General features: G+C 34.2%; 27 protein-coding genes. All 27 read right to left on the bottom strand.

Features of this window, described 5'->3' with window-relative positions:
- Positions 1–9: 9 nt before the first annotated feature.
- Positions 10–711 (bottom strand): UMP kinase, encoded by a 702-nt coding sequence (gene pyrH / locus GX308_01635; GenBank protein NLK20794.1) that lies wholly within the window; start codon positions 709–711, stop codon positions 10–12.
- A gap of 155 nt (positions 712–866) precedes the next feature.
- The gene (locus GX308_01630; GenBank protein NLK20793.1) at positions 867–1787 is read right to left on the bottom strand and encodes an elongation factor Ts; all 921 of its coding nucleotides are present in this window, start codon (positions 1785–1787) and stop codon (positions 867–869) included.
- Between the two features lie 115 nt (positions 1788–1902).
- On the bottom strand, positions 1903–2619 hold the full coding sequence (gene rpsB / locus GX308_01625) for a 30S ribosomal protein S2 (protein NLK20792.1): 717 nt from the start codon (positions 2617–2619) through the stop codon (positions 1903–1905).
- Positions 2620–2847: 228 nt separating this feature from the next.
- Positions 2848–3333, bottom strand: coding sequence for an endolytic transglycosylase MltG (locus GX308_01620; protein ID NLK20791.1), 486 nt, complete (start codon positions 3331–3333; stop codon positions 2848–2850).
- A gap of 5 nt (positions 3334–3338) precedes the next feature.
- A complete protein-coding gene (locus GX308_01615) occupies positions 3339–3833 on the bottom strand; it encodes a hypothetical protein (protein ID NLK20790.1) in 495 nt (164 codons plus the stop codon).
- A 14-nt stretch (positions 3834–3847) separates the two neighbouring features.
- Positions 3848–4150 (bottom strand): hypothetical protein, encoded by a 303-nt coding sequence (locus tag GX308_01610; protein ID NLK20789.1) that lies wholly within the window; start codon positions 4148–4150, stop codon positions 3848–3850.
- A gap of 17 nt (positions 4151–4167) precedes the next feature.
- Positions 4168–5811, bottom strand: a complete 1644-nt coding sequence (locus GX308_01605; protein NLK20788.1) for a DUF342 domain-containing protein — start codon at positions 5809–5811, stop codon at positions 4168–4170.
- A gap of 12 nt (positions 5812–5823) precedes the next feature.
- Complete coding sequence (locus tag GX308_01600) at positions 5824–6591, bottom strand: FliA/WhiG family RNA polymerase sigma factor (GenBank protein ID NLK20787.1); 768 nt, start codon at positions 6589–6591, stop codon at positions 5824–5826.
- Between the two features lie 38 nt (positions 6592–6629).
- Positions 6630–6890 (bottom strand): hypothetical protein, encoded by a 261-nt coding sequence (locus tag GX308_01595; protein NLK20786.1) that lies wholly within the window; start codon positions 6888–6890, stop codon positions 6630–6632.
- A gap of 10 nt (positions 6891–6900) precedes the next feature.
- Positions 6901–7395 carry a chemotaxis protein CheD gene (locus GX308_01590; GenBank protein NLK20785.1) on the bottom strand — a complete coding sequence of 165 codons (495 nt, stop codon included), beginning with the start codon at positions 7393–7395 and terminating at the stop codon, positions 6901–6903.
- The gene (locus GX308_01585; GenBank protein ID NLK20784.1) at positions 7392–8015 is read right to left on the bottom strand and encodes a chemotaxis protein CheC; all 624 of its coding nucleotides are present in this window, start codon (positions 8013–8015) and stop codon (positions 7392–7394) included. Before GX308_01585 ends, GX308_01590 begins: the two co-directional genes overlap by 4 nt.
- Before the next feature lie 94 nt (positions 8016–8109).
- Positions 8110–8586: a chemotaxis protein CheW gene (locus tag GX308_01580; protein NLK20783.1), complete on the bottom strand. Its 477-nt coding sequence runs from the start codon at positions 8584–8586 to the stop codon at positions 8110–8112.
- Between the two features lie 13 nt (positions 8587–8599).
- A complete protein-coding gene (locus GX308_01575; protein ID NLK20782.1) occupies positions 8600–10663 on the bottom strand; it encodes a chemotaxis protein CheA in 2064 nt (687 codons plus the stop codon).
- 1 nt (position 10664) lies between these two features.
- Positions 10665–11732 (bottom strand): chemotaxis response regulator protein-glutamate methylesterase, encoded by a 1068-nt coding sequence (locus tag GX308_01570; GenBank protein NLK20781.1) that lies wholly within the window; start codon positions 11730–11732, stop codon positions 10665–10667.
- Between the two features lie 4 nt (positions 11733–11736).
- Positions 11737–12381, bottom strand: coding sequence for a hypothetical protein (locus GX308_01565; protein ID NLK20780.1), 645 nt, complete (start codon positions 12379–12381; stop codon positions 11737–11739).
- Between the two features lie 22 nt (positions 12382–12403).
- The gene (locus tag GX308_01560; GenBank protein ID NLK20779.1) at positions 12404–13288 is read right to left on the bottom strand and encodes a MinD/ParA family protein; all 885 of its coding nucleotides are present in this window, start codon (positions 13286–13288) and stop codon (positions 12404–12406) included.
- Positions 13285–14496 (bottom strand): flagellar biosynthesis protein FlhF, encoded by a 1212-nt coding sequence (flhF, locus tag GX308_01555; GenBank protein NLK20778.1) that lies wholly within the window; start codon positions 14494–14496, stop codon positions 13285–13287. Before flhF ends, GX308_01560 begins: the two co-directional genes overlap by 4 nt.
- Before the next feature lie 34 nt (positions 14497–14530).
- Positions 14531–16576, bottom strand: coding sequence for a flagellar biosynthesis protein FlhA (gene flhA, locus GX308_01550; protein NLK20777.1), 2046 nt, complete (start codon positions 16574–16576; stop codon positions 14531–14533).
- A gap of 35 nt (positions 16577–16611) precedes the next feature.
- Positions 16612–17736, bottom strand: a complete 1125-nt coding sequence (flhB, locus tag GX308_01545; GenBank protein ID NLK20776.1) for a flagellar biosynthesis protein FlhB — start codon at positions 17734–17736, stop codon at positions 16612–16614.
- Entirely contained in the window at positions 17733–18518 is a 786-nt protein-coding gene (gene fliR / locus GX308_01540) for a flagellar type III secretion system protein FliR (GenBank protein ID NLK20775.1), read from the bottom strand. The genes flhB and fliR overlap by 4 nt, the downstream gene beginning before the upstream one ends.
- A gap of 12 nt (positions 18519–18530) precedes the next feature.
- Positions 18531–18797, bottom strand: coding sequence for a flagellar biosynthesis protein FliQ (gene fliQ, locus GX308_01535; GenBank protein ID NLK20774.1), 267 nt, complete (start codon positions 18795–18797; stop codon positions 18531–18533).
- A 15-nt stretch (positions 18798–18812) separates the two neighbouring features.
- Positions 18813–19613: a flagellar type III secretion system pore protein FliP gene (gene fliP / locus GX308_01530; protein NLK20773.1), complete on the bottom strand. Its 801-nt coding sequence runs from the start codon at positions 19611–19613 to the stop codon at positions 18813–18815.
- Positions 19606–20016 (bottom strand): flagellar biosynthetic protein FliO, encoded by a 411-nt coding sequence (locus GX308_01525; protein ID NLK20772.1) that lies wholly within the window; start codon positions 20014–20016, stop codon positions 19606–19608. The genes fliP and GX308_01525 overlap by 8 nt, the downstream gene beginning before the upstream one ends.
- Positions 20017–20093: 77 nt before the next feature.
- Positions 20094–20456: a response regulator gene (locus GX308_01520; protein ID NLK20771.1), complete on the bottom strand. Its 363-nt coding sequence runs from the start codon at positions 20454–20456 to the stop codon at positions 20094–20096.
- 117 nt (positions 20457–20573) lie between these two features.
- The gene (fliY, locus tag GX308_01515; protein ID NLK20770.1) at positions 20574–21746 is read right to left on the bottom strand and encodes a flagellar motor switch phosphatase FliY; all 1173 of its coding nucleotides are present in this window, start codon (positions 21744–21746) and stop codon (positions 20574–20576) included.
- Complete coding sequence (gene fliM, locus GX308_01510) at positions 21746–22732, bottom strand: flagellar motor switch protein FliM (GenBank protein NLK20769.1); 987 nt, start codon at positions 22730–22732, stop codon at positions 21746–21748. Before fliM ends, fliY begins: the two co-directional genes overlap by 1 nt.
- 51 nt (positions 22733–22783) lie before the next feature.
- Positions 22784–23272 carry a hypothetical protein gene (locus GX308_01505; GenBank protein NLK20768.1) on the bottom strand — a complete coding sequence of 163 codons (489 nt, stop codon included), beginning with the start codon at positions 23270–23272 and terminating at the stop codon, positions 22784–22786.
- Positions 23273–23279 lie beyond the last annotated feature (7 nt).

Here is a 23279-nt window from a genome sequence, read left to right as displayed (position 1 = left end):
ATTTCCCCCTTAATTATTTATTATTGTTCCTATATTTTCACCAGAAACTGCCTTTATTATACCATCCATTGTATTAAGACCAAATATTAATATGGATAAATGCTGATCCATACAAAGACTAGCTGCAGTCCCATCAATAACTTTTAATTGCTTTTCTATGATTTGTTTGCCAGTTAGTTCCGTATATTTTGTTGCATTAGGATTGCATTTAGGGTCTGAGTCATAAACCCCATCAATATTTTTTGCAAATAAAAGAACATCTGCCTCTATTTCACATCCGCGAAGCGCAGCCCCTGTATCTGTAGAAAAAAACGGATGACCGGTTCCCCCGGCAAAGAAAACCACGGTTTTATTCTTCATATTATTTAAGGCCGACTCTTTGGTAAATAATTCTGTCATCGTTCCAACTGAAAAGGGAGTTTGCACAACTGCATTTAACCCTATGGATCTACAGGCTTCTGCCACATACAATGAATTCATCACTGTTGCCAGCATTCCTATTTGATCTGATTTCGTACGGTCCATTTTCTCGTTGCTTCTGCCTCTCCAAAAATTACCGCCCCCAATCACAACAGAAACCTCTACCCCTTGTTCTACAATCTTTTTAAGCTGCTTAACCACTGAAATAACTATTTCAAAATCAAATCCATTTCCCTTAGTTCCGGCAAGGGCTTCACCGCTTAGTTTAATGAGTACACGTTTATATTTCATCATAGAATAACTCCTCCGTTATTAATGTATCATATTTTCATATATTTTTCCATATAATTATTCAATTTTAGTAGTTCTTATTTTAAAAATTACTTATATATAAATCCATATAAAAGGGGAAACACATTGTGTTCCCCCACCAAATTTTTAGTTAATTATACATTCATCTGTTTTGCAACTTCTTCTGCAAAATCTTCTTCTTTCTTTTCTAGTCCTTCACCTGTTTCATAACGGGTAAATGCTTTTATGGAAACATCTGCTCCAACTTCTTTAGCAACACTTTCCAAGTATTTAGCAACAGTCATATCAGGATCCTTGATATAAGCCTGATCAACGATACATATTTCTTTTAAGTTCTTTGTTAAGCGACCTTCTATCATCTTTTCAACAATATTTGCTGGTTTGCCTTCATTAAGCGCCTGTTGTTTTAAGATTTCTTTTTCTTTTTCGATAAAATCTGCGGGTATTTCATCTCTTGTGATGTATTTTGGACTTGCAGCAGCAATTTGCATTGCTACATCCTTACCTGCTTCTTTTAATCTGTCTGAGGAATCTGTGCTGTTTAATTCAACCAATGCACCGATTCTTCCAGCGCCGTGGATATAGGAAACAAGAATTCCGGATTTTGCTTCATATTTAACAAAACGTCTAATATTAAGGTTTTCACCAATAACAGAGATTTTTTCAGTTAATACATCTTGCACAGTCTTGGTATTATCCAAAATCCAAGCTTCTTTCATGAAATCTTCGATATTATTTGTTTTGGTCATTGCTGCTTGTTTTGCCACCTGTGCAGCAAAAGATTTGAACTCTTCGTTTTTAGCAACGAAATCTGTTTCACTGTTTACTTCTACTAGGGCTCCTATTTTTCCATCTTCGGAAATATAATCAACCACTAATCCTTCTGCAGCTATACGACCTGCTTTTTTAGCAGCTTTCGCTAATCCTTTTTCCCTTAAAAGTTCAACTGCCTTTTCAAGGTCGCCATTGGTTTCTGTTAATACTTTTTTACAATCCATCATTCCAGCGCCTGTCATTTCTCTTAATTCTTTTACCATACTAGCTGTAATTGCCATAATAAAACCTCCAATAATTTATTTTATCACATAATGTATAATTTGTATTTTTTATGCGTTTATTCAATATATAGAAAATGCGGCAACTGCCGCATTTTTTTATAGGTCTATGCCATTATTCTTCGTCTTTAGCAACAGTGGTATCTTGAACGCCTTGCTTTACTTCGATTACAGCATCTGCCATTTTACCAACGATTAATTTTACCGCTCTGATTGCATCATCATTACCTGGTATTACATAATCTACTTCTTCAGGATCACAGTTTGTATCTACGATTGCAATTATTGGAATACCTAAGATATGAGCTTCTTGAATTGCAATTCTTTCTTTTCTAGGATCTACAACAAAAAGTAAATCTGGAATTTGTGTCATATCTTTGATTCCGCCTAAGTTTCTTTCAAGTTTTTCTTTTTCGTGACGAAGTTTTATTACCTCTTTTTTAGGCAATAAATCAAATGTTCCGTTTTCTTCCATTTCTTCTAATTTTCTTAAATGACTAATCCTCGCGCGGATAGTTTTAAAGTTTGTAAGCATTCCACCTAACCATCTTTGGTTTACGTAGAACATTCCAGAACGTTCAGCTTCTTCTTTAATAGAGTCTTGTGCTTGCTTCTTAGTACCTACAAAAAGTACATTTCCTCCATCTTCTACAACATTTCGAACTACCTGGTATGCTTCTTCAATCTTTTTTACTGTTTTTTGAAGGTCTATGATGTATATACCATTTCTTTCAGTAAAAATGTATTCTGCCATTTTAGGATTCCAACGTCTTGTTTGATGCCCAAAATGTACCCCTGCTTCAAGTAATTGTTTCATTGAAATTACGCCCATTATAATTTTCCTCCTAGTTTTGGTTTTTCCTCCGCATTCGTCATCTTCCTGAAGGACTTTTCAGCACCCCTTCAAAAAATCCGATGCGTGTGTTTTAATTCCACATGGAAGTATATCATACTATTGCTATTTTATCAATATTTAATTATTATTATTAAAATTTTCCCTCTATATAAAAACTATTAATAATAAAACCACAATTTATAATACAATCAAATTGTGGTTTTATTATTCTATTAGGGTTTTAGTTATCTTTTCATAATTACTTCCCTTGGAAATATTAAAATATCCATCACCTATAACCCTGTCTACATTAACTTTTCTAAGATATAAATCAAATTCTTCTGCATCATCAATTAAATGATTTTCAAACAATATAATGCTTATATCTTTTGATTTAAGCCCCCTTGGAATAAAAATAGTAACTATTTCTTCTTCATCCCCGTCGGGTTTCACATCTTCTTGCTCTAGGTAATTGGTATTTTCCGTTTTAAATATCATCCCTATTCTTCTAGCTCTACTTATAATTTCTTCCTCTGATAGAACAAACTTTTCTGGTGCCAAGTCCAATGGATCAAGCATGCCTAAGTCTTTAGCCCTTTCGATAATATCTTCATTAGTTAAGGATTCCTTGGGGATAAATATAAGAAAAGTAGCAGTTAAAATAATCCCTAATCCTAAACCTATTATTAAACTCTTAGCCGATAAATCCAATATACTCACCCCATTTTTGCAAGCCCTAAAATCAATTCTACTTCACCTTTGCCTATTTTTAATTGTCTAGCTATGGTAGATGTATCCTTACCCATTTTATATAGCTCAATGATCTTATTGTAATTTTTATTGTTTAGGAATACCGATGCTTTTAAGTCTTCCTCATCATTCTTAGGAACCGATTCTTCATTATTTATTGTTTTCTTCAAGGAAGAAGCCTTCTTTTCATCAATCATTTGATACAAGAACAATAATTCCTTATGTTTTTTCTCCAATTCGGATTTGATATAAGAAGATAATTGGCTTAATTCTTGCAGCATCTTATCTGCCTCATCTATTCGTGTTTTTAACATATTGTCCATTTCTATCTGTTTATCAAAGGACTTATTAGAAGCATTGCTTGTTTTATCCTTCATAAAGATTAAGCCTATGATTAATATAATAATCCCCACGGCTATAAGGAAAAAAATCATTGTATTCATAATTTCACTATGTGGCATACCCTACACCTCAATCAAATTCTAATGTCTATAATACTACTTTTTGTTGAATCCTCTTTTTTATCCTTTTGGTTTTTATTCTTTTGTTTTTTTGAATGATTCTTTTGGTATTGGCTTTTGTTACGTCCATCCTGATTTACTGTGCTTTCTGGCTTGTTAGAGCTTACTACCTGTTGCTGGTTTTGATACACCTGTTTTTCCATCTGCTGGGCAAATTGATGCTGTTCAACTTCTCCCTTTTGAGCCTCTCCATGGTGCTGCCTAGATATTTCGGATGTCTTAGGAATGATAACTTGCATATCTATAGGACGAATCATACTCCCCCCCCTTTTCCCTAATCATAGCTGCTTGTTCTAATATCTGCTTTGTCTTTATATAAGGAACAAAACTTTATTTCTTCCCTTACATACATACAAGCAGTTCCAATGGTTATTTTAACTCCAGGATGTATAATATTATAAGCCTTAACCTTTCCGTCTTCTTTTTCCTCTAGCAATGGCTCTAATTCCACAATTTCATTTTTAACACTCTTTAGGCGATTGTCAAGAAATACCTTCGTACGTATGGATTTTATCAGCATATCTCTTTTTGAATCTGTTAATTTATCAGCATCTTTCATTTTATTAAGTAAGTCTACAATTTGTGTAGTTTTTATAATCTCTTTTTTTATATTACTTAATTCATCTTTTAAAAAACGGTATCTTTCAAGTATTGCCGGATCTATACCTACCTCTATTTCTGTCGCAGTAGCCATATGAGAACCTATGACCTTGGCATCTACTTCTCTTCCAGCCCTAATTACACCGCCGACAATAAGGCCTTTTCTTCCATCTGCCCTAATACTCCCCCCGCATTTAATCTGACTATGCATAATGGCATCGCTTTGTATATCTCCTGCTGCTTCTACAATACTATTTTCGATGTATTTGGCTACTACATTTCCCATGGAACTTAAAATTCCCCTACTCATTCCTTGAATTCCTCTACGTAAAATTATATCTCCTTGGGCTTCAATCTTTGCCCCTTCAACAACACCGTATACCTCAACATTTCCTCCGGCCTTTATGTAAAAACCCGTTAATACATTTCCTCTTACAACCACATTTCCTATAAAATTAATATTTCCTACTGAATTATCGACATTGTCGGGAACCTCATAGGTTTCATAAACGTTTACTTTTCCATTTGTGTAATTTACCTGTCCATCGGTAGTTGCTACTAGTTTCGTGCCATCCTCTGAAATTTCTGTGTTTTTTCCCTTTGGAAGTTTTATATTTTTCCCTTTGATTGAGGGGATTTCAACCCCTAGGACATTTCTACCAGGAGTTCCCTCTACAGGAGGTATTAGTGTAACTAAATCTTGACCTTTTACTACATTCTCAATTAAATCTAAATTATAAAAGTCAACGGTTCCATCTTCCAAGACCTTAGGTTTATTGTCTCTTTTTTTATTGAAATGAAAATCTAGTTTAGCGTTTTGCCCATTAACCGGTTTTAATCCCTGAGCAATAACATATTTATGGTTTATTTTTTTCTCTTCGACTGCTTTTTTAAGCTCCTCTTTGTTTATTCCAAAATTCACCTTATTTTCTTCAATTTTATGAAGTACATCATCATAGGAAAGGATTTTCCCTTCGTTTTCTGGAGGAGTAAATGATATAACTGCAAACATCTTGTCTTTTGAAATTTCGACATATAGTTTTTCATCTATTGGCTTTAACTTTGTTTGAGTGGAAATCAAAACTTCCAACTTTTCCTGTGAATGGATATCCCTAACTGACTTTTTTATAATTTCTAAATCGTAATCCATAACCTTTTTGTTATTTAGTCTATTAACGATTTCTTCAAGTTTGGGAAATTCCCCCTCCCCTTTTGGAGCGTATAGAATAAGATAAAATCCATCGTCTTTTATTTCGAAATCAAAGAAGCCATCATAATTGCTACTTGCATTTGGCGTAGTATTTCCTGTATTATTCATTTTATCCCTCCTTTATAATTCAAATAAGATTGTTCTATACTTTCCTAATTTACCCTTTAACCTCATGATGCCCTTTGTGTGAAGTTGGGATATCCTTGATTCAGAAACACCCATAATAGAGCTGATTTCTTTTAGGGTTAATTCTTCAAAGTAATAAAGTATCAAAACTCGCTGTTCCCTTTCAGGAAGTTTTTCAATAGATTCTTTAAGTATTCTTTTAAGTTCTTGTTTTTCTAAATAGGCTTCTGGCTGTTCATTGCCCGGTTGCTTGACAGAACCCATAGATGGCTCATTGTTTTGTTCCACATACTCCTCTAGGGATATGAGTGATAAAAGGTTTACTTGCTTTAACATCTCCCGTAATTCTTCTACAGTTATCCCCATTTTCACTGCCATTTCCTCGTCTGTCGCACTTCTTCCTAGCTCCGTTTCAAGTTCTGCATAAGCCTTTTCTATTTGCTTGTTTTTTTGTCTTAATGTTCTAGGAACCCAATCTAATTTTCTAATATTGTCTAGTATTGCTCCTCGAATCCTAAGGGAAGCGTAGGTTTCAAATTTTACCCCTTTTTTTAGGTCAAATTTATCGATTGCATCGATTAGCCCAAATACCCCGTAGCTAATGAGGTCTTCATACTCAACATTTTGACCTAGATAAACATTAAGCCTTCCTGCAACATATTTTACCAAAGGGGCATATTCTATAATCAATTTTTCTTTTATAGATGAGAGGTTGGTCCGTTTATATTTTTCCCATAGTTCTTCGAGATCTCTTTCAATCATATAATTCCTCCTGAAACCAATTTGAGTTCAGTAGATGTTTATTGTATAGTATCGTTTCTATCCTCATTTGATTCTTTCATCGGTTCTTCCATCGTTTGAGTATTATTATAATTACTTTTTGAGCTAGAATATATTCTTTGTAGTACAGTACTTATCATCAAGCCAAAAATATAAAATACAGTGATAACAACAATCAGTTTAATAGTCATAATGTTCAAAGAATCCCTTTGTAATAAACTAATTCCTCCAATAATTATAGCCGATATTAAAGGAAGAATTACATCCAACTTTTTAACCATTGTAAACTCCTTATATTTGTTTTATGCCATGCCCTATCGTTTTAATAAGCAATCTTCCATCTTCTGTATACAATTCTATGGTTCTACCATAATTTGCACCCGTATCGGAAGATATTATCGGGATTCCCAATTCATTAAGTACTTTTTGAGATGCAGATACATTTCTAAAACCGATTCTCATTAAGTCATTTGTATTATTAAATGCAAACATTTGAGCGCCACCGGCTAGTTTTGCAACCATTCTCTCTTTTCTTGCCCCTAGATAAATCATATCTTCTATTAGTTTAATCACAGCAGTGTCAGCAAACTTTGCAACATTTGAATTATTTTTAATTTGTGTGCTATCCGGAAGCATTATATGGGCGAGGCCACCTACCTTAGCCACTGGGTCATATAATGCAATCCCGACGCAAGAACCTAAACCTAATGTAGTTAGGATACCAGGATGTATTGTCGTATTTAAATCTGCCATTCCAACTTTGATGATTGTATGGGAATCTATCATATGCTAACTCCTAGGGATGTTAATATTTTTTCATATGAATTGATATCAGGTATTAATATAAAGTATCCTGTAACGTGGTCTATACCTTCCGCAAACTCAGTCTCTATAAATAAAACCTTATCCCCAACCTTTCCAAATTCTATAGCAGGAACACTGAGTATCGCCCCTGCCATATCAAAAGCCATTTGAGGGATTGAGGGTATTACTGATAGTTTTGTTAGGGCAGATAATGATGACAAATACGATCCCGTTAATATATTACCAATTTCTTGTAGTGCAGAAACATCCATTTCTGTAAACTCGGATATATCATGAATTTCCCTTCCCATTAAAATATTAACCAAAACATGGGCTGAACGCTGTTCAAGAACGAACATCATCATTCCATTAATATCACCAGAGACACTAAGTAATATCCCTACTACTAAATTTTCCGGTCCCCCTAAAACATCGGCAACATTTTTAAATTCCAAAATATTGACCTTAGGCACTCCCATGTCAATCTTTTTATTTAATATTTTAGCTAGGGCAGTTGTTGCATTTCCTGCACCAATATTGCCTATTTCCCTTAGAACATCTAGGTGCAGGGTATCTAACATATCAATGTCGATATTGGACATGTTTTCACTCCTTCAAATAATGATAGATTTCCAACCTGAATATAAAATGCACATTCATGTTGGAAATCTTATTAGGTCAAATATTGTCAATCAATCATTGGGCTGGTTGGTTTTCCTTGGGGTTATTAAGTGTAGAATCAATTAGATTCTTTAAGTTTAGGAGGGTAACTATATGATCATTAACCTTTCCAACCCCTTGAATAAAGTTTAAATTGATATCCGAAGTAAAGCCTTGTACATTCTCTATAGCTTCTGTTGAAAGCTGTAATACTTCTTTTACCTGGTCAACAATCATCCCTACTTGGTTTTCATCAATTTTAACAATGATTATTCGTGTTTCATCCGTATAATCATCCGGCTCCAATTCAAATTTAACTCTTAAACTCATTACTGGAATGATTTCTCCCCTAAGGTTTATTACCCCTTTTATAAAGTAGGGAGATTTCGGCACTCTGGTTATATTTTGAATGCGTTCAATTATTTGTACCCTTTGTATATCTACACCATACTCTTCATTACCCAATTTAAAAACTACATACTGTTTAATTTCGTGATTGGTATTGTTATCCATTTTATCCCCCCTACTATACTAGTGTATTAATATCTAAAATAAGTGCTACTTCACCATTCCCCAAAATGGTTGCCCCAGCAATCATTCGAATACCACTTAGATATTTTCCTAGGGATTTTATTACTATTTCCTGTTGGCCAATTAAACCATCAACTACAAATCCTGCCTGTTTTTCTCCCTTTTTAACGATAACAACGGTGATAAGTTCCTTTTGCTCTTTTTTGGGAACATCAAGTACCCTATCCAAACGTATAATCGGAATAACTTGATTTCTTAAAACTATAATTTCTTGTTTTTGTATATATTGTATATCGCTAATTTTTACATCCTCAATATTTTGAATTGTATTAAGTGGAATAGCATATTTTTCTTCTCCGAGTTTAACCATTAAAGCTTGGATGATTGCCAAGGTCAATGGTAGTCTAACGATAAACTTGCTACCTTTGCCTAAGGTAGTTTTAACTTCTATATCCCCACCAAGGGCTTCTATTTTTGTCTTAACAACGTCTAGACCAACACCTCTTCCAGATACATCAGAAATCTTTTCTGCGGTGCTAAAACTAGGATTAAATAAAAGTTCAACGATATCTTGTTCTGACATATTTGAAGCCATATCAGAAGTAATTGCTCCCTTTTCAACTGCTCTTGCCTTTATTTTCTTTGTGTCTATACCTTTTCCGTCGTCTTCAACTTCTATTACTACGTTATTTCCATCTTGATAAGCTCTTAAATAGATATTTCCTATTTTATCTTTTCCTTTTTGTAGTCTTTCTTCTGTGGTTTCTAACCCGTGATCCGCTGCATTTCTTAATAAGTGAATTAATGGATCGCCAATTTCATCAATAACAGTTCTATCTAACTCTGTTTCTTCACCGGACATGGTCAATTCGATTTCTTTATTTAGCTTTCTTGATAAATCTCTTATCATCCTTGGGAACCGATTAAATACTCTTTCAACAGGAACCATCCTAACCTTCATTACAGCATCATGGAGACTCGTTGTAATTCTTTCTAGATATTCCACTGCCTCATTGTAATTTTGGGTATTGTTTCCGCCTTCGATTCCCTCAAGTCTTGTTTTTATAATAATTAATTCACTCACGAGATTCATTAATGTATCTAATCTATCAATATCTACACGAACAGTTTTCCCAGCCTTAGGCCTTGATTTTCCTACTATAGATTTTGACTCGCCCCCATCTTTTTCATGGGTATCTTGTGGCGTATGACCCGGTAAACTATCTTGTTTATTTTCAGTATCGGGTATGTTTACCAGTTCATCTTCCCCACCTGATACAACAATATCTCTAATAATTACTTGTTCAACCTCTGCAATTGAAAGCAATTCTTTTTCGAACATATCCTTTGCTTCTTTTGAAATAACCACTACAGTAAAATCAAATTCAAACTTTTCATCTTCTATATCTTCAACCTTTGGGAGGGATTTAATGATTTCCCCTAAGCTCTCTAAGGATCTAAAGACAATAAATGCCCTAGCTGATTTAAGTACACAAGCTTTATTTAAGTAAATGCTGATTTGATATACATTGTAACTTCTTGAGAGGGCATTCTTAACTGCATTGTTTTCAAAATCAGTTAAATGAACATCTGCAATCTCCAAGTCTGAATTAGTAGAGCTTTCTTGTTCCACATGGACAGTTCCTTGTTTTTCAGTTGTTTCTCCTTGGTCAAAATTATTCGATAATATATTACCTAGCTCATTGATAATTTGAGTATATTCTTCACTGCCTTCATTTCCTGTATTTATAATTTCATCAACATAATTTTCAAGAGCATCTAGGCATTTAAAAAGTGTATCCAGTAAGTTGGAATCAACTAAAATACGACCATTTCGAATTTCCGAAAGGACATTTTCCATGTTGTGGGTTAGTTTTTGCATCTTTGTAAAACCCATAGTTCCAGCCATGCCCTTTAATGTGTGGGCTACGCGGAAAACTTCATTTAGGATAGGCATATTTCCAGGTTCGTTTTCTAATTGAAGCAAACTTTCATTTAAACTTTGAAGATGTTCTTTTGATTCTTCAACAAAAATTTCCAAGTATTGACTCATATCCATATTAACGCACCTCCACCACTTTAATAATCTCTTTTGCTATCTGTTCTAAAGGTACTACCACATCTGCAACTCCTGCCTCTATTACAGCCTTAGGCATACCGTATACAACACAACTTTTTTCATCCTGTGCAATAATATAAGCCTTATTTTTAAGTTTTAAATTTTTCATACCTTCGCATCCATCATTACCCATTCCCGTCATAATAACTCCAACTACGTTGTTTAAATTTGTTTCTGAAATAGAATTAAACATTACATTAACTGAAGGTCTATGTCCTGATACTGAAGGGCTGCTTGATAATCTAATCCAGTACATATTTTTTCCTGGGATTTTTTCAATTAAAATATGGTAATCTCCAGGTGCTATATATGCAACTCCGGGGTGTAATATATCTCTATCCACCGCCTCTTTTACCATGATATCGCTTAGATTATTCAGTCTTTCTGCCAAGGACTTGGTAAATCCTGGAGGCATATGTTGAACAATAATATAGCTGGCGGGTAGGGATTTGGGGATATAGGGTAAAATTTCTTGTAAAGCCCTAGGTCCCCCTGTTGATGTTCCTATGGCTATTATGTTTTTAATGTTCGTATCTCGTGGAGTCAAAGGTTGGGTACTTCCTATAACTTCATCCCTATGTTTTTTTACCTTTATGGGGAAGTTTTTAATTTTAGAGGCTACATATATTTTTTGAAGAATCTGCAGCTTAATTTCTTCTTCATTCATCTTAAAAATGTTTTTAGGTTTTGTTATAAAATCTACTGCCCCTGCCTCTAATGCCCGAATGGTTGTATCTGCTCCTTCATTGGTTAGAACACTGATTACCAGTACAGGCTTAGGATTTGTTTTCATTAAATCATCTAGCATTTCTAATCCGTTCATCTCTGGCATTTCTATATCCAGGGTAATCATATCTGGATTTAACTCTTTTATCTTTTTTAGACCTTCTTCGCCATTTCTTGCAGTGCCCACTACAATAAATCTGTTGTCACTATTAATTATATCAGAAATAACCCTTCTCATGAAAGCAGAGTCATCAATTACTAATATTTTTATTTTTTCTGCCATACAATCACAACCCTCTATGCTGTTGTACCCTTTTTCTTTGTTGTAAAAAGATGTATTGGATTATTTTTTCCCGCTCAATCTTTGAAAGTTCTTCAAAGGAAACCCTATATTGATACTTATAAGTCTCAGTGTTGGAGTCTTCTCTGCTGATTAATCTTCCCCTTGCACTTATTTCTTGGCCATCTAAGGGAATATCGCATATAATCAACTCCGATATTTGCAATTTTACATTTGTAATAAATCGAAGTCCTCCGCCGCTTATATCCTTAATAATGCTTTCTTCCCAAGAATCATTGATATTGTATTTAAATGGTATGATGCATTCACAGCGGAAGAATTCTCTTCTTTGAATTTTTTCAAGTTGGGTTATGATTTCGACCTTTAACATTTCAACTAAACCCTTTTTAAGCCTATTTTTGATAAGAATTTTACAACGATAAAGGGTCGTATCTGAATAAATTATTAAAGCATATTGATTACCAACTCTTAAAGGTACAATTTGCCCTCCCACAATAGGAGTACCTATTATTAATGTCTTATCATCTACATATTCTTCAATTTGACTAATATATCCATAACCCTTTTTTTTATTTCTAGTCTCTATATTTGTTATTTCTAGCTTTAATCCTGGGGTTAATATTTTTTTCACCGACGGACCTCCTTACCTAGTCTTAAGAACCAAATATATTCATTAATCGTTTTACAAACAGTGTAAGGCCTGTATTTTTCTTTTCTTTATATTCTGTATCTAATACCCTATTAGAAATTATCTCGAAGGCTTTGCTCACATCACTTTTTGGAAAACTGATGGAAACTGGTTCTTGCAACTTTACTGACTTTACCAATGCCCTATCATAGGGTATATATCCTAAATCATCGATTTCCACATTTAGGAACCTCTTTGATACCTGCTTTAACTTATAGTATATTTCTCTGCCCTCTTCTTCATCATCTACCCTATTAACCAGTAATTTTATATTGGGAGTAGCATTATTTTTTTGGCTACATAATGTTTTTATCAATGCATAAGCATCGGTGACTGATGTTGGCTCCGGGGTGGTAACAAGGATGATTTCATCTGCCGCCTTAGAAAAGCTAAGGACAGCATCTGTTAGTCCCGCCCCCGTATCGATTAGTATAATATCTGCCATCTGATCAAGAAGACTCAAATTTTTAATAAAAAAAGATAATTGATGTTCATTTAGATGTATCAAATCCTGTACCCCAGAACCTCCTGAAATGAATTTTATATTCATTGGTCCCTCTGTTATGATATCGGTAATAACTTTTTTTCCATGGATGACTTCTCCAAGGTTTGATCTAGGTACAATTCCCAAAACTACTTCTATGTTTGCTAAGCCAAAATCAGCATCAATTATAACAACTTTTTTCCCTGCTCTTTGAAGTTGTACAGCTAAATTGGCTGTTACATTCGTCTTTCCGACGCCGCCTTTTCCGCTTGTAACGGTGATTACTCGCGAAGTTCTAGGCTCCGATATGGCCTGCTCTAGTTGATTATTTACAATTCTTCTTAGTTTCTCTGCTTGGTCCATCATTCATCCATACTCCCTAATAAGGCTTTTGTCATTTTTTTAGGACTGATAAGTTCTATATCATCCGGAACATCTTGCCCAAATGTTATATAGGATAAGGATTTTTGCGTTAGGTATCTTACATTTAGAATTGTTCCGAGAGATGTCGTTTCATCAGCCTTAGTAAAAATAATATCATAATCTGAGATTGAAGAATATTGATTCAAAATATTTAACATATCTTTATACTTAGTGGTTGCACTCAGCACCAAAAATATTTGTTTTTCATCTACTAAAGAAAGCAAATTATCTAATTCTTGAAATTGCTGTGCATTTTTATGAGATCTTCCAGCTGTATCTATAAAAACAATATCAACATCCTTTATTTTTTCAAGGGTTTCTAATAATTCATCGGAAGAATATATCACTTCAACAGGTACGTTTAGTATTTCTGCATAGGTTTTTAACTGTTCAACCGCAGCTATCCTATATGTGTCTGCTGTAATTAAGCCAACTTTTTTCTTTTCATTCAAAGAAAAATGGGCGGTTATTTTTGCGATAGTTGTCGTCTTCCCAACCCCTGTGGGTCCGACAAAGAAAACTATTTTAGGTTTTTTATTATCCATTTCAATTTGGGTTGGATTCCCCATTATTTCCATAATCCTATTGTAAACAATAGCGATGAGGTTGTTGACATCGTTTTTTGTTTCTTCGTCCATTTCATCTAAATCTTTTAAAATAGTCTCTGCCAATTCGGGCATCACTTCGTTTTTAATGAGATTATCATAAAATAATTGCAAAATCGTACTATTATATTTCCTACATGTTTCATTTGTATAGGATGCCTGAATTTGATTTTCCGTACTTACCCTTTCCATGACCTTTGTAAGAAGCCCTTCTAGGTGATCTAATTTGCTCTCCAAGCCCTTTATTGTTTCTTTTTGTTCATCTACTATGGTTTTTTCAGATTGCTTGCTGCCATTACTAATGTTTCTTATGGTCTCTTCTACTATATTATTAAAATTGCTCTCTTGCTGTTTGAAATCATTAGTCTTATTTAGTTGCCCGTCTAGAGCTGCTAATACTTCCACCGTAGGTTGTCTAAACAGTTTAAAAATACCTTTTGGATTTATCTTTTTTATATTTAAAATCAATGCCTCTTTACCTAAGTCATCTTTTACTTTTTCTATTGCTTCCTGTTCAGTTTTAGCCTCATATTTTTTAACCTTCATGGCAATTATCATTCCTCCACAACTATTATAGCCCTTATGCTATGCTAACCATTCCAATTGATTGTATCTCAATGCTTGGGTCAATTTCATTATAGGATAGTACGATTAAATCCGGTGCAATTTGTTCAGTTAATCTCTTAAAATAAATTCTTGCAATAGGCGATGTTAAAAGAATTGGCTGCTGTCCTATGGAATTAAATCTATGGATTTCCTGACTTAATTTCTCAAAAATCTGTTGTGTGGTTTCCGGGTCTAATGCCAAATAAGACCCCTGTTCGGATTGTTGCACAGCATCCATAATCTGTTGTTCTAGAGAAGGATCTAGGGTGATAATATTGTTAGTTTTTTGAACTAAGAACCTTTTAGAAATTGCCCTTCCTAAGCTTTGACGAACATATTCTGTTAATAAATCTATATCCCTGGTTATAGGACCATAATCAGCTAAAGTTTCAAATATGGTCACTAAATCCCTTATGGATACATGTTCCCTTAATAAATTGGATAATACTTTTTGAATATCCCCTATACCAAGGACCTTTGGCACCAATTCATCAATAAGGGCTGGATGCGTTTCTTTTACATTATTAATAAGGATTTGAACATCTTGACGGGTGAGTAATTCGTCTAAATGCTTCTTTATAATCTCCGTTAAATGGGTTGCTATGATTGAAGGAGGGTCAACGACCGTATAACCCATCATTTCGGCTTTTTCCCTTTGGGTTTCTGATATCCAAAGTGCCGGTAGCCCAAAGGCCGGTTCCAATGTTTCTATACCATCTATTTCCTCTTCCACATATCCCGGATTCATTGCCATATAGTGGTCAAATAGTATTTCACCTTTGGATATTTCTACCCCTTTAATCTTTATAAGATATTGATTGGGACTTAGTTGAATATTGTCTCGCAGTCTGATAATAGGAACAACAGCTCCTAATTCCAAAGCGATTTGTCGTCTTATCATAACCACCCTATCTAATAAGTCTCCCCCTTGGTTTACATCCGCTAGGGGAATAATTCCATACCCAAATTCTAATTCTATGGGATCAACCTGTAAAAGCGAAACTACATTTTCTGGCTTTCTTATTTCTTCAGCCTCTATGTCTTCCGTAGATATTTCTTCATTAATGGTTTGTAACTTAAGATTTTTATCAATCGTACTTGCACCTAAAATTAATAACATACCGACTGGAACAAAAATCAAAATAGGCAAAGGGGTAAAAATTCCTAAAAGTATTAAGGTTCCCCCTGTAATTTGCAATACCCTTGGGGTACTTCCTAGCTGCTTTAATAAGTCACTGCTCATATTTGTTTCTGTAGCTGTTTTCGTTACCAATATACCTGTGGCAGTTGAAATAAGAAGGGCAGGAATCTGACTTACCAGTCCATCTCCTATGGTTAAAATAGTATATATCTCGAAGGCTTCCGCTACTGGAAGAGGTTTTCCTGTGGTAATGCCTGTAGTACCTAAAATAAGCCCACCGATAATATTAATAAATGTAATGATAATTCCTGCTATAGCATCGTTTTTAACAAACTTACTAGAACCATCCATTGCCCCATAAAAGGCAGCTTCGTCCTGTATTTTTTTTCTTCTTGCCTTTGCTTCGGCCTCATCAATTAAGCCCGTGTTTAAGTCAGCATCTATTGCCATTTGTTTTCCCGGCATTGCATCTAATGTAAAACGAGCCGATACTTCAGCTACCCTTTCTGCACCCTTTGTGATAACCAAAAACTGTATCACTATAATAATTATAAATACTATTACCCCAAGAACAATATTTCCTCCGGCCACAAAGCTTCCAAAAACTCTCACAACTGAACCTGCATCCCCTTCCCCTAATATTAATCTAGTAGAGGATACATTAAGAGCTAACCTAAATATTGTAGAAATTAAGAGTATGGTCGGAAACATTGACATGTCGAGAGGTTCTTTCGAGAATAGTGTATTTAATAAAATTATAAGTGCAATAGCAATATTTAAAGTAAATAATGTATCCAACATCCATTGTGGAAGCGGAATTATAATCATAACAATAATAACAATAACAAATATTCCAAGAAATGCATCTCCAAATTTCACAAAACCATCCTCCTTCACTACTATAATAAGCTCATTTAGTAGTTGTTCTTTAGGCTATAAACAAATGCAAGAATCTCTGCAACAGCCTGGTATAAATCAGGAGGAATTTCTTGACCTATATCGACCGTTTGGTAAAGGGTTCTAGCAAGAGGTTTATTTTCGACAATCTCAATTTCACTTTCTGCAGCAATGGTTTTAATACGCATTGCTAAATAATCTACCCCCTTAGCAATAACTATCGGGGCAGAAGCCACATTTGAATCATATTGTATCGCTATGGCATAGTGGGTCGGGTTTGTAATGACAACATCGGCTTTAGGTATTTCCTGCATCATCCTCCTCATGGAGGCTTCTCGCATTTTTTGTCGGATTTTACTCTTGATTTGAGGATTACCTTCTGTCATTTTATATTCTTCTTTTATTTCTTCTTTCGTCATCTTTAAGTTTTCCTCATGTTCAAATCTTTGATATGCATAATCTGCTGCAGAAATAAATAGAAAAAACATGCCTACCTTTAACCCTATATTTATAATAACTTTTCCGATGTATTTTATCATTTGCATTAAATCCATATCTAGCAAAAGAATGATGTTTTTTACTTCTCCAATAACAGAGTTGTATATAACAAGACTAACAATTGTAATCTTAATAATTGATTTTAACAACTCCACCAATGAATGTTTTGAAAACAATCGGCTCATTCCAGATATGGGGTTTAATCTGCTAAACTTGGGCTTTAGAGGCTTGAGGGTAGGATGCCATCCCACCTGAACAAAATTTACAGTTACACCAACTATCATGGCAACAGCAAAAAGTGGAGCAATAATAATTAGAATTTGTGTTAAGATATAAGGAACAAATTTCAAAATATATGATTCAACAAATAAATCATCTAATTTAGGATAGAGAATATATGTTCTTTCAAAAATCGAAGTTAGTCTACCATACATGAATGGGGCAAACAGTCTTATTGCCGCAAACATAAAAATAAGCAGAAAAGCAGTGTTTATTTCCATGCTTTTTGCTACTTGTCCTTCTTCCCTTGCTTTACTACGTTTTCTAGGGGTGGCTTTTTCTGTTTTCCCATCTTTGTCTGCAAAGAACTGGAGATTATAATCCAGCCAATTAGATTGATTATCAAATCTTATTTTCTTATTCATGGAACCAATCCTTTAATAATACGAAATAGATCTCTTAGCATTTCCTGATAAACAAAATCATATATTATTCTAAATAAGGGCATTACAACAATTAGGCATAATAGACCCAGTATTAGTTTTAAAGGAATACCTATTACAAACATATTCATTTGGGGGGCTGTCCTAGCTAAAATACCTAGGGCAACATCGAGGATTAAAATCGAACCAATTATTGGAGCCGCTATTTTTATTGAAATCACGAATATATTAGATAAAATAACAATATAATTCCCTATTAATTCATTATTAAAAACTGCTTCTCCTATGGGAAGTACCTGATAGCTATAGAACAATGCCTGAAGTAATTTATGATGACCATTAGTGATAAGGAGTATTGCAATAACGATAAAATAATACAAATTCCCCGTAATAGGCATTTGAAAATTACTTAATGGATCTAGAACGCTTACCATGCTAAACCCTATTTGATAATCGATTAACTGACCTGCTAAAGAAAATATACTTAATAATAAGTATACTACAAAACCAAGTAGCATTCCTATGACCATTTCCTTCAAAATAAGTACAGCATAGCCTATAATATGATTGTCATAAGTTATGATAACATCAGGCATCGTTGAAAGCAAAATAGTACTCATAATAAAAGAAAGTCCAATTTTTGAATAAGTGGGCACATTACTGCCTCCAAAAATAGGAGATGTAACAAAAAAGCCCAGAAACCGTATAAAAACTAATAATAAAATGTCAATTCTCAAAAATACATTACTCATTAAAAAGCCCATATGCATTTTCCTTTAACGAATATAAAGATTCATATTCCTATATAAATTATTAAAAAACTCTAGCATTGTTGTGAGCATCCATGGTCCAAATATTAAAATTGCAGCTAGGACCGCTAAGATTTTGGGTATAAAGGCCAAAGTAGGCTCCTGTATAGAAGTAGTCGTTTGAAATATACTCACTGCCAATCCCACGATAAGTCCCATTAAGAGCATCGGGGCTGAAACCTTTATAACAGTCATCAATGCGTCCTGGGCTAAATCTATTATCAATTGTTCCATTACACCTTCTCCTTTTTACCTAAAAGTTTGAACAAGTTGCCCTATAACTAGATTCCATCCATCTACCATAACAAAAAGCAATATTTTAAATGGAAGGGAAATCATAACTGGAGGAAGCATCATCATTCCCATGGACATAAGGGTTGAAGCAACAACCATATCGATAACTATGAAAGGAATATATAATAAAAACCCTATCATAAAACCTTTTTTTAATTCTCCAATAATAAAAGCAGGTATTAGTACTCTAGAAGGAATCTGGTCGGTAATTGAAATATTTTCTGTATTTTCTATAGGCTCCATTCCTGAAATACCCATGAATAAATTAAGGTCGCTTGTTCCCACTTGCCTGAACATAAAATCCCTTATTGGTTCCATCCCATTATCTATTGCCTCTTCCTGAGATAATTGACCTGCCGTATAAGGTTTTATGGCTTGTTCATTAATTTGGGTAAGGGTTGGGCTCATAATAAATAATGTTAAAAATAGGGCCAGTCCAATTAAAACTTGATTAGGAGGGGCCTGCTGGGTTCCCAAGGCAGAACGTAAAAAATGCAGAACAATTATAATTCTTGTAAATGAAGTCATCATTATTAATATAGAAGGAGCCAAAGAAATAACTGTTAGAATAAATAAAATCTGCAAACTGCTGGCTACTTCCCTTGGACTTTCTGCCGGTTCTATGTTAATTCCAATTTGCGGTATTGGCAGCGTTGTTTCATCAACTGGTTCTGCAAATATTGTAAGACTAAAAAGAATTTGTACAGCCAATATTATTGTTATTATAAGGATTATATTTCTAGACTTTTTACTCATTTTCATCGCGAACCTCTCCATCAGAGCCAGTGTCTTTATTTTTGCCTTTATCCTTAAACTTATCAAGCCATAGATTTAAATATTTATCAAATTTAGGATTAAGTACACCTACATCATCCAATTCCAGCTCATGAATTATTTCACCATCAATTTCCGATAAATATACGATATTGTCCTTGGTAATACCGATTAGGTAAACCTTATTACCTACTTTTATAAGCTGCAATGTTTTTTGGGGAGCAATTGCTATAGATTCTATTATTTTAATATTACAGGTCTTATACTTTTGATGCTGGAATCTTCCTAAAAGCCTAGTTACATAATAGGCTGCAGCTAGTATAATCATAAATAGGACTATTAGGAAAAAAAACTGGCCTAACATATTAAACCAGTTTATATTCACCTGCCCTCCACTATCTGAAGAAGTATTACCCTGCAGTAATAGAAAAGACAAACACACATTTAGTTGAGTATTCATTTTTAACCTATAACCTTCTTCACGGCCTCTACTACCCTATCTGCTTGGAATGGTTTTACTATGAAATCCCTAGCCCCTGCCTGTATGGATTCTATTACCATAGCCTGTTGTCCCATGGCAGAACACATAATAATTGTAGCTGCACCATCAACTTTCTTAATTTCTCTTACAGCCTGAATACCATCCATTTCCGGCATTGTAATATCCATTATAACCAAATCAGGAGCTAATTCCTTAAATTTATCCACAGCTTTAACACCGTTTTCTGCTTCTCCGGCAACTTCATATCCATTTTTCGTTAAAATATCTTTAATCATCATTCTCATGAAAGCCGCGTCATCAACAATTAATATCCTTTTTGCCATTAAATACCCTCTCCTTTGAATAGTATAGTACATTAATCTAGTTATATGCTTTAATAGGTATTATAATATATTTATCGTTTAAATTCCATCTTTAAAAACAAATTTAGTGAACAGAATTTATATTCTCTTTTCTGGGTTGATTATATCTGTCACCCTAATTCCGAAATTTTCATCAATCACTACTACTTCACCCTTTGCAACATACTTACCATTTACTAAAATATCGATAGGTTCTCCTGCCAATTTATCCAGTTCAATAATGGTTCCCGGGCTAAACTCTAATATTTCTTTTATTACTTTATGAGTCCTGCCTAATTCAACAGTGACCTCTAATGGCACATCCATTATTATATCAATATTTTCTTTCTGCTGCATCACAGCCCCAACATCGAAGTTTTGAAATTGTGCAGGCTGTACATTAATATTTTGTTGGTAATTACTTGAAGGCATCATTTGTGGTTGCATAGTAGGCGCTGGATAATTTGGCTGTTCCTGTTGACTTTGTTGATTAAAGTCTAATTCTGGTTGTACTATATCTACAGGTTTTGGTGTAGGCTTGGTTGGCTTTTGAGACGGCTGCTCTACCTTCACGGGATTAGGTTGTTCTTTTTGTGCATTCATAAGATTTTCCACAAGTCCCTTGGCAAAGTCCAATGGAAGTATCTGCATAATTTCACTATCTATTAAGTTTCCTATTTCCATCTTAAATGAAATCCTTACAATCTCATCATTATCAAACCCTATATCTTCTGCAATGATACCTTGATGAAAATGAGTAACAAATGCATGGGGAGGATTGATATCAATTTTCTTATTAAACATTGAGGACATGGAAGTTGAAGCAGAACCAACCATTTGGTTCATTGCCTCACTGATTGCACTTAGGTGCAATTCTGAAAGTTCGCCTTCTGAAATTTCTCCTTCTCCGCCCATCATTAGATCAGCTATAATCTTAACATCGTCTTCTTTTAAGACTAATAGATTAACACCCTTTAAACCCTCTTTATATTCTACATTAATTGCAACAAATGGTTTCTTATATTCATTGCACAATTCATCCCAGGTCATAGCTTTAACCCTTGGAGTGGTTATCGTTACCTTTTGATTTAGCAAGGTAAAAAGCGTTGTTGCCGCAGTGCCCATACTTATATTACCAATCTCACCCAAAGCATCCTTTTCATCCTCTGTAAGTGGATCGACAGCTATTACATGTTCTTCATTATCATTTAAATCGTCATCAGTTCCCCCCAACAACGCATCTATTTCCGCTTGTGATAACATATCTCCCATTATTCTTCCTCCTTTCTTTCAATAGAAGTGATTTGAATCGCATTTCTATTTTTAAACACTCCCGGCTTTGCATGAAACTTTAGGAGATTTCCAACCATGATATCTAAATCAGAATTTGTATATGAGTCCAATTTAATAACATCTCCTACTTGAAGATTTACAAATTCCCCTACGGTAATATGAGTTTTTCCCAAAATAGTCTTAATAGGGATTTTTGCAATCTGCAACCTTTTTTCTAAATGTTTTCTATAAATCGTTTGATCTTCTTGCTCTATAATAGTAAACCAATACTTTGTATTTAGTTTATCCATTATTGGTTCAATAACTAAATGGGGAATGCAAATATTCATCATACCTTCTACTTCCCCTATTTTAATATTTAATGTAACAAGAGCAATCATTTCATTAGGAGAAATAACCTGTGCAAATTGTGAATTTGTTTCTATTTTATCTAATCTAGGTCGAAGGTCAACTACGTTTTCCCAAGGTTCTCTTAATAAGTTAATCAATTGAGAAATTATTCTTTCTAAGAGTATTCTTTCGATTTCAGTAAATTCCCTTATTTTATCAATCATTGAACCCTTTCCACCTAAAATTCTATCTATAATCGAATACCCAATACTAGGTGAAAGTTCTAGTATAACTGAACCTTTCAAGGGGGAAAAATCTACAATTGATAAAATGACTGGATTAGACAATGAATTACTAAACTCATAATACGTCACTGCCTCCGCGTTAATAACGTCTATTTGCGTACCCGCACGCAAGTAACCAGATAAATATGTTGATATAATCCTCGAATAGTTATCAAAAATAATTTCTAGGGTTCTTAATTGTTCTTTTGCAAATTTTGAAGGCCTGGCAAAGTCATAATTTTTTACATGCTTTTCCCGGTCAGTGGTTTGTATATCTGTTACATCCAGTTCCCCCGTATTTAACGCATTTAACAATTCATCAATTTCGTTTTGCGATAAAACTTCACCCATTTAACCACCTCCCATGCCAAATAGTATTGCTTTCTTAGAAATCCTATTAAATTACTGTACAAAAAATTCTCCAAAGTAAATATTTACGATTGCATCCGTTTGAAATTCTTCTTTAAGTTCATTTAATATTTCCTGCCCCATTAATTCCTGTGCATTCGGCTGCAGCATTTCCTCATAGGTTTTGTTGCGGATTACCTTTATTATCGTATGCCTTAGAACAGAGATTTTGTTTTCTAATTGTTCTTTTAGTTTTTTGTAATTCTTTTGTTTTGTATCCATCCCTACTCCTACGGATATACGAAGCATATGTTTGCCTTCATCGTCATTGTCTTGTATAAGATTTGCCGTTATGGGTTCTGTGATAGAAAAAATTTCTATGTCATCCTGCCTATGGGCTTCTTGTGCCAAAACCTCCTGCCCATTACCATTGGTAATAGATTTTAAGGAACTAAAGGTAAAGACCAATGCAACTGTGACTGCGATTACAGTTGTAAACAAGATGCCGATAATTATAAATACGAGCGTTTTACTTTTTTCCATAATGTGT

Source organism: Candidatus Epulonipiscium sp., from assembly GCA_012519205.1.
Lineage (GTDB): Bacteria > Bacillota > Clostridia > Lachnospirales > Defluviitaleaceae > JAAYQR01.
The sequence above is the reverse complement of the archived record's forward strand: the minus strand, read 5'-3'. Positions and strand labels throughout refer to the sequence as shown.

Bases quoted from the DNA above. Each gene is read 5' to 3' on its own strand.
- GX308_01630 (NLK20793.1), bottom strand. From the start codon at position 1,787: ATGGCAATTACAGCTAGTATGGTAAAAGAATTAAGAGAAATGACAGGC.
- GX308_01580 (NLK20783.1), bottom strand. From the start codon at position 8,586: ATGGATAACAATACCAATCACGAAATTAAACAGTATGTAGTTTTTAAA.
- GX308_01575 (NLK20782.1), bottom strand. From the start codon at position 10,663: ATGGATATGAGTCAATACTTGGAAATTTTTGTTGAAGAATCAAAAGAA.
- flhB (NLK20776.1), bottom strand. From the start codon at position 17,736: ATGAATAAGAAAATAAGATTTGATAATCAATCTAATTGGCTGGATTAT.
- GX308_01585 (NLK20784.1), bottom strand. From the start codon at position 8,015: ATGTCCAATATCGACATTGATATGTTAGATACCCTGCACCTAGATGTT.
- GX308_01570 (NLK20781.1), bottom strand. From the start codon at position 11,732: ATGGCAGAAAAAATAAAAATATTAGTAATTGATGACTCTGCTTTCATG.
- GX308_01615 (NLK20790.1), bottom strand. From the start codon at position 3,833: ATGCCACATAGTGAAATTATGAATACAATGATTTTTTTCCTTATAGCC.
- fliM (NLK20769.1), bottom strand. From the start codon at position 22,732: ATGGGTGAAGTTTTATCGCAAAACGAAATTGATGAATTGTTAAATGCG.
- fliY (NLK20770.1), bottom strand. From the start codon at position 21,746: ATGGGAGATATGTTATCACAAGCGGAAATAGATGCGTTGTTGGGGGGA.
- pyrH (NLK20794.1), bottom strand. From the start codon at position 711: ATGAAATATAAACGTGTACTCATTAAACTAAGCGGTGAAGCCCTTGCC.
- GX308_01600 (NLK20787.1), bottom strand. From the start codon at position 6,591: ATGATTGAAAGAGATCTCGAAGAACTATGGGAAAAATATAAACGGACC.
- flhF (NLK20778.1), bottom strand. From the start codon at position 14,496: ATGAAGGTTAAAAAATATGAGGCTAAAACTGAACAGGAAGCAATAGAA.
- GX308_01605 (NLK20788.1), bottom strand. From the start codon at position 5,811: ATGAATAATACAGGAAATACTACGCCAAATGCAAGTAGCAATTATGAT.
- GX308_01505 (NLK20768.1), bottom strand. From the start codon at position 23,272: ATGGAAAAAAGTAAAACGCTCGTATTTATAATTATCGGCATCTTGTTT.
- GX308_01595 (NLK20786.1), bottom strand. From the start codon at position 6,890: ATGGTTAAAAAGTTGGATGTAATTCTTCCTTTAATATCGGCTATAATT.
- fliR (NLK20775.1), bottom strand. From the start codon at position 18,518: ATGGGCTTTTTAATGAGTAATGTATTTTTGAGAATTGACATTTTATTA.
- GX308_01610 (NLK20789.1), bottom strand. From the start codon at position 4,150: ATGATTCGTCCTATAGATATGCAAGTTATCATTCCTAAGACATCCGAA.
- GX308_01590 (NLK20785.1), bottom strand. From the start codon at position 7,395: ATGATAGATTCCCATACAATCATCAAAGTTGGAATGGCAGATTTAAAT.
- fliP (NLK20773.1), bottom strand. From the start codon at position 19,613: ATGAGTAAAAAGTCTAGAAATATAATCCTTATAATAACAATAATATTG.
- rpsB (NLK20792.1), bottom strand. From the start codon at position 2,619: ATGGGCGTAATTTCAATGAAACAATTACTTGAAGCAGGGGTACATTTT.
- GX308_01520 (NLK20771.1), bottom strand. From the start codon at position 20,456: ATGGCAAAAAGGATATTAATTGTTGATGACGCGGCTTTCATGAGAATG.
- GX308_01560 (NLK20779.1), bottom strand. From the start codon at position 13,288: ATGATGGACCAAGCAGAGAAACTAAGAAGAATTGTAAATAATCAACTA.
- fliQ (NLK20774.1), bottom strand. From the start codon at position 18,797: ATGGAACAATTGATAATAGATTTAGCCCAGGACGCATTGATGACTGTT.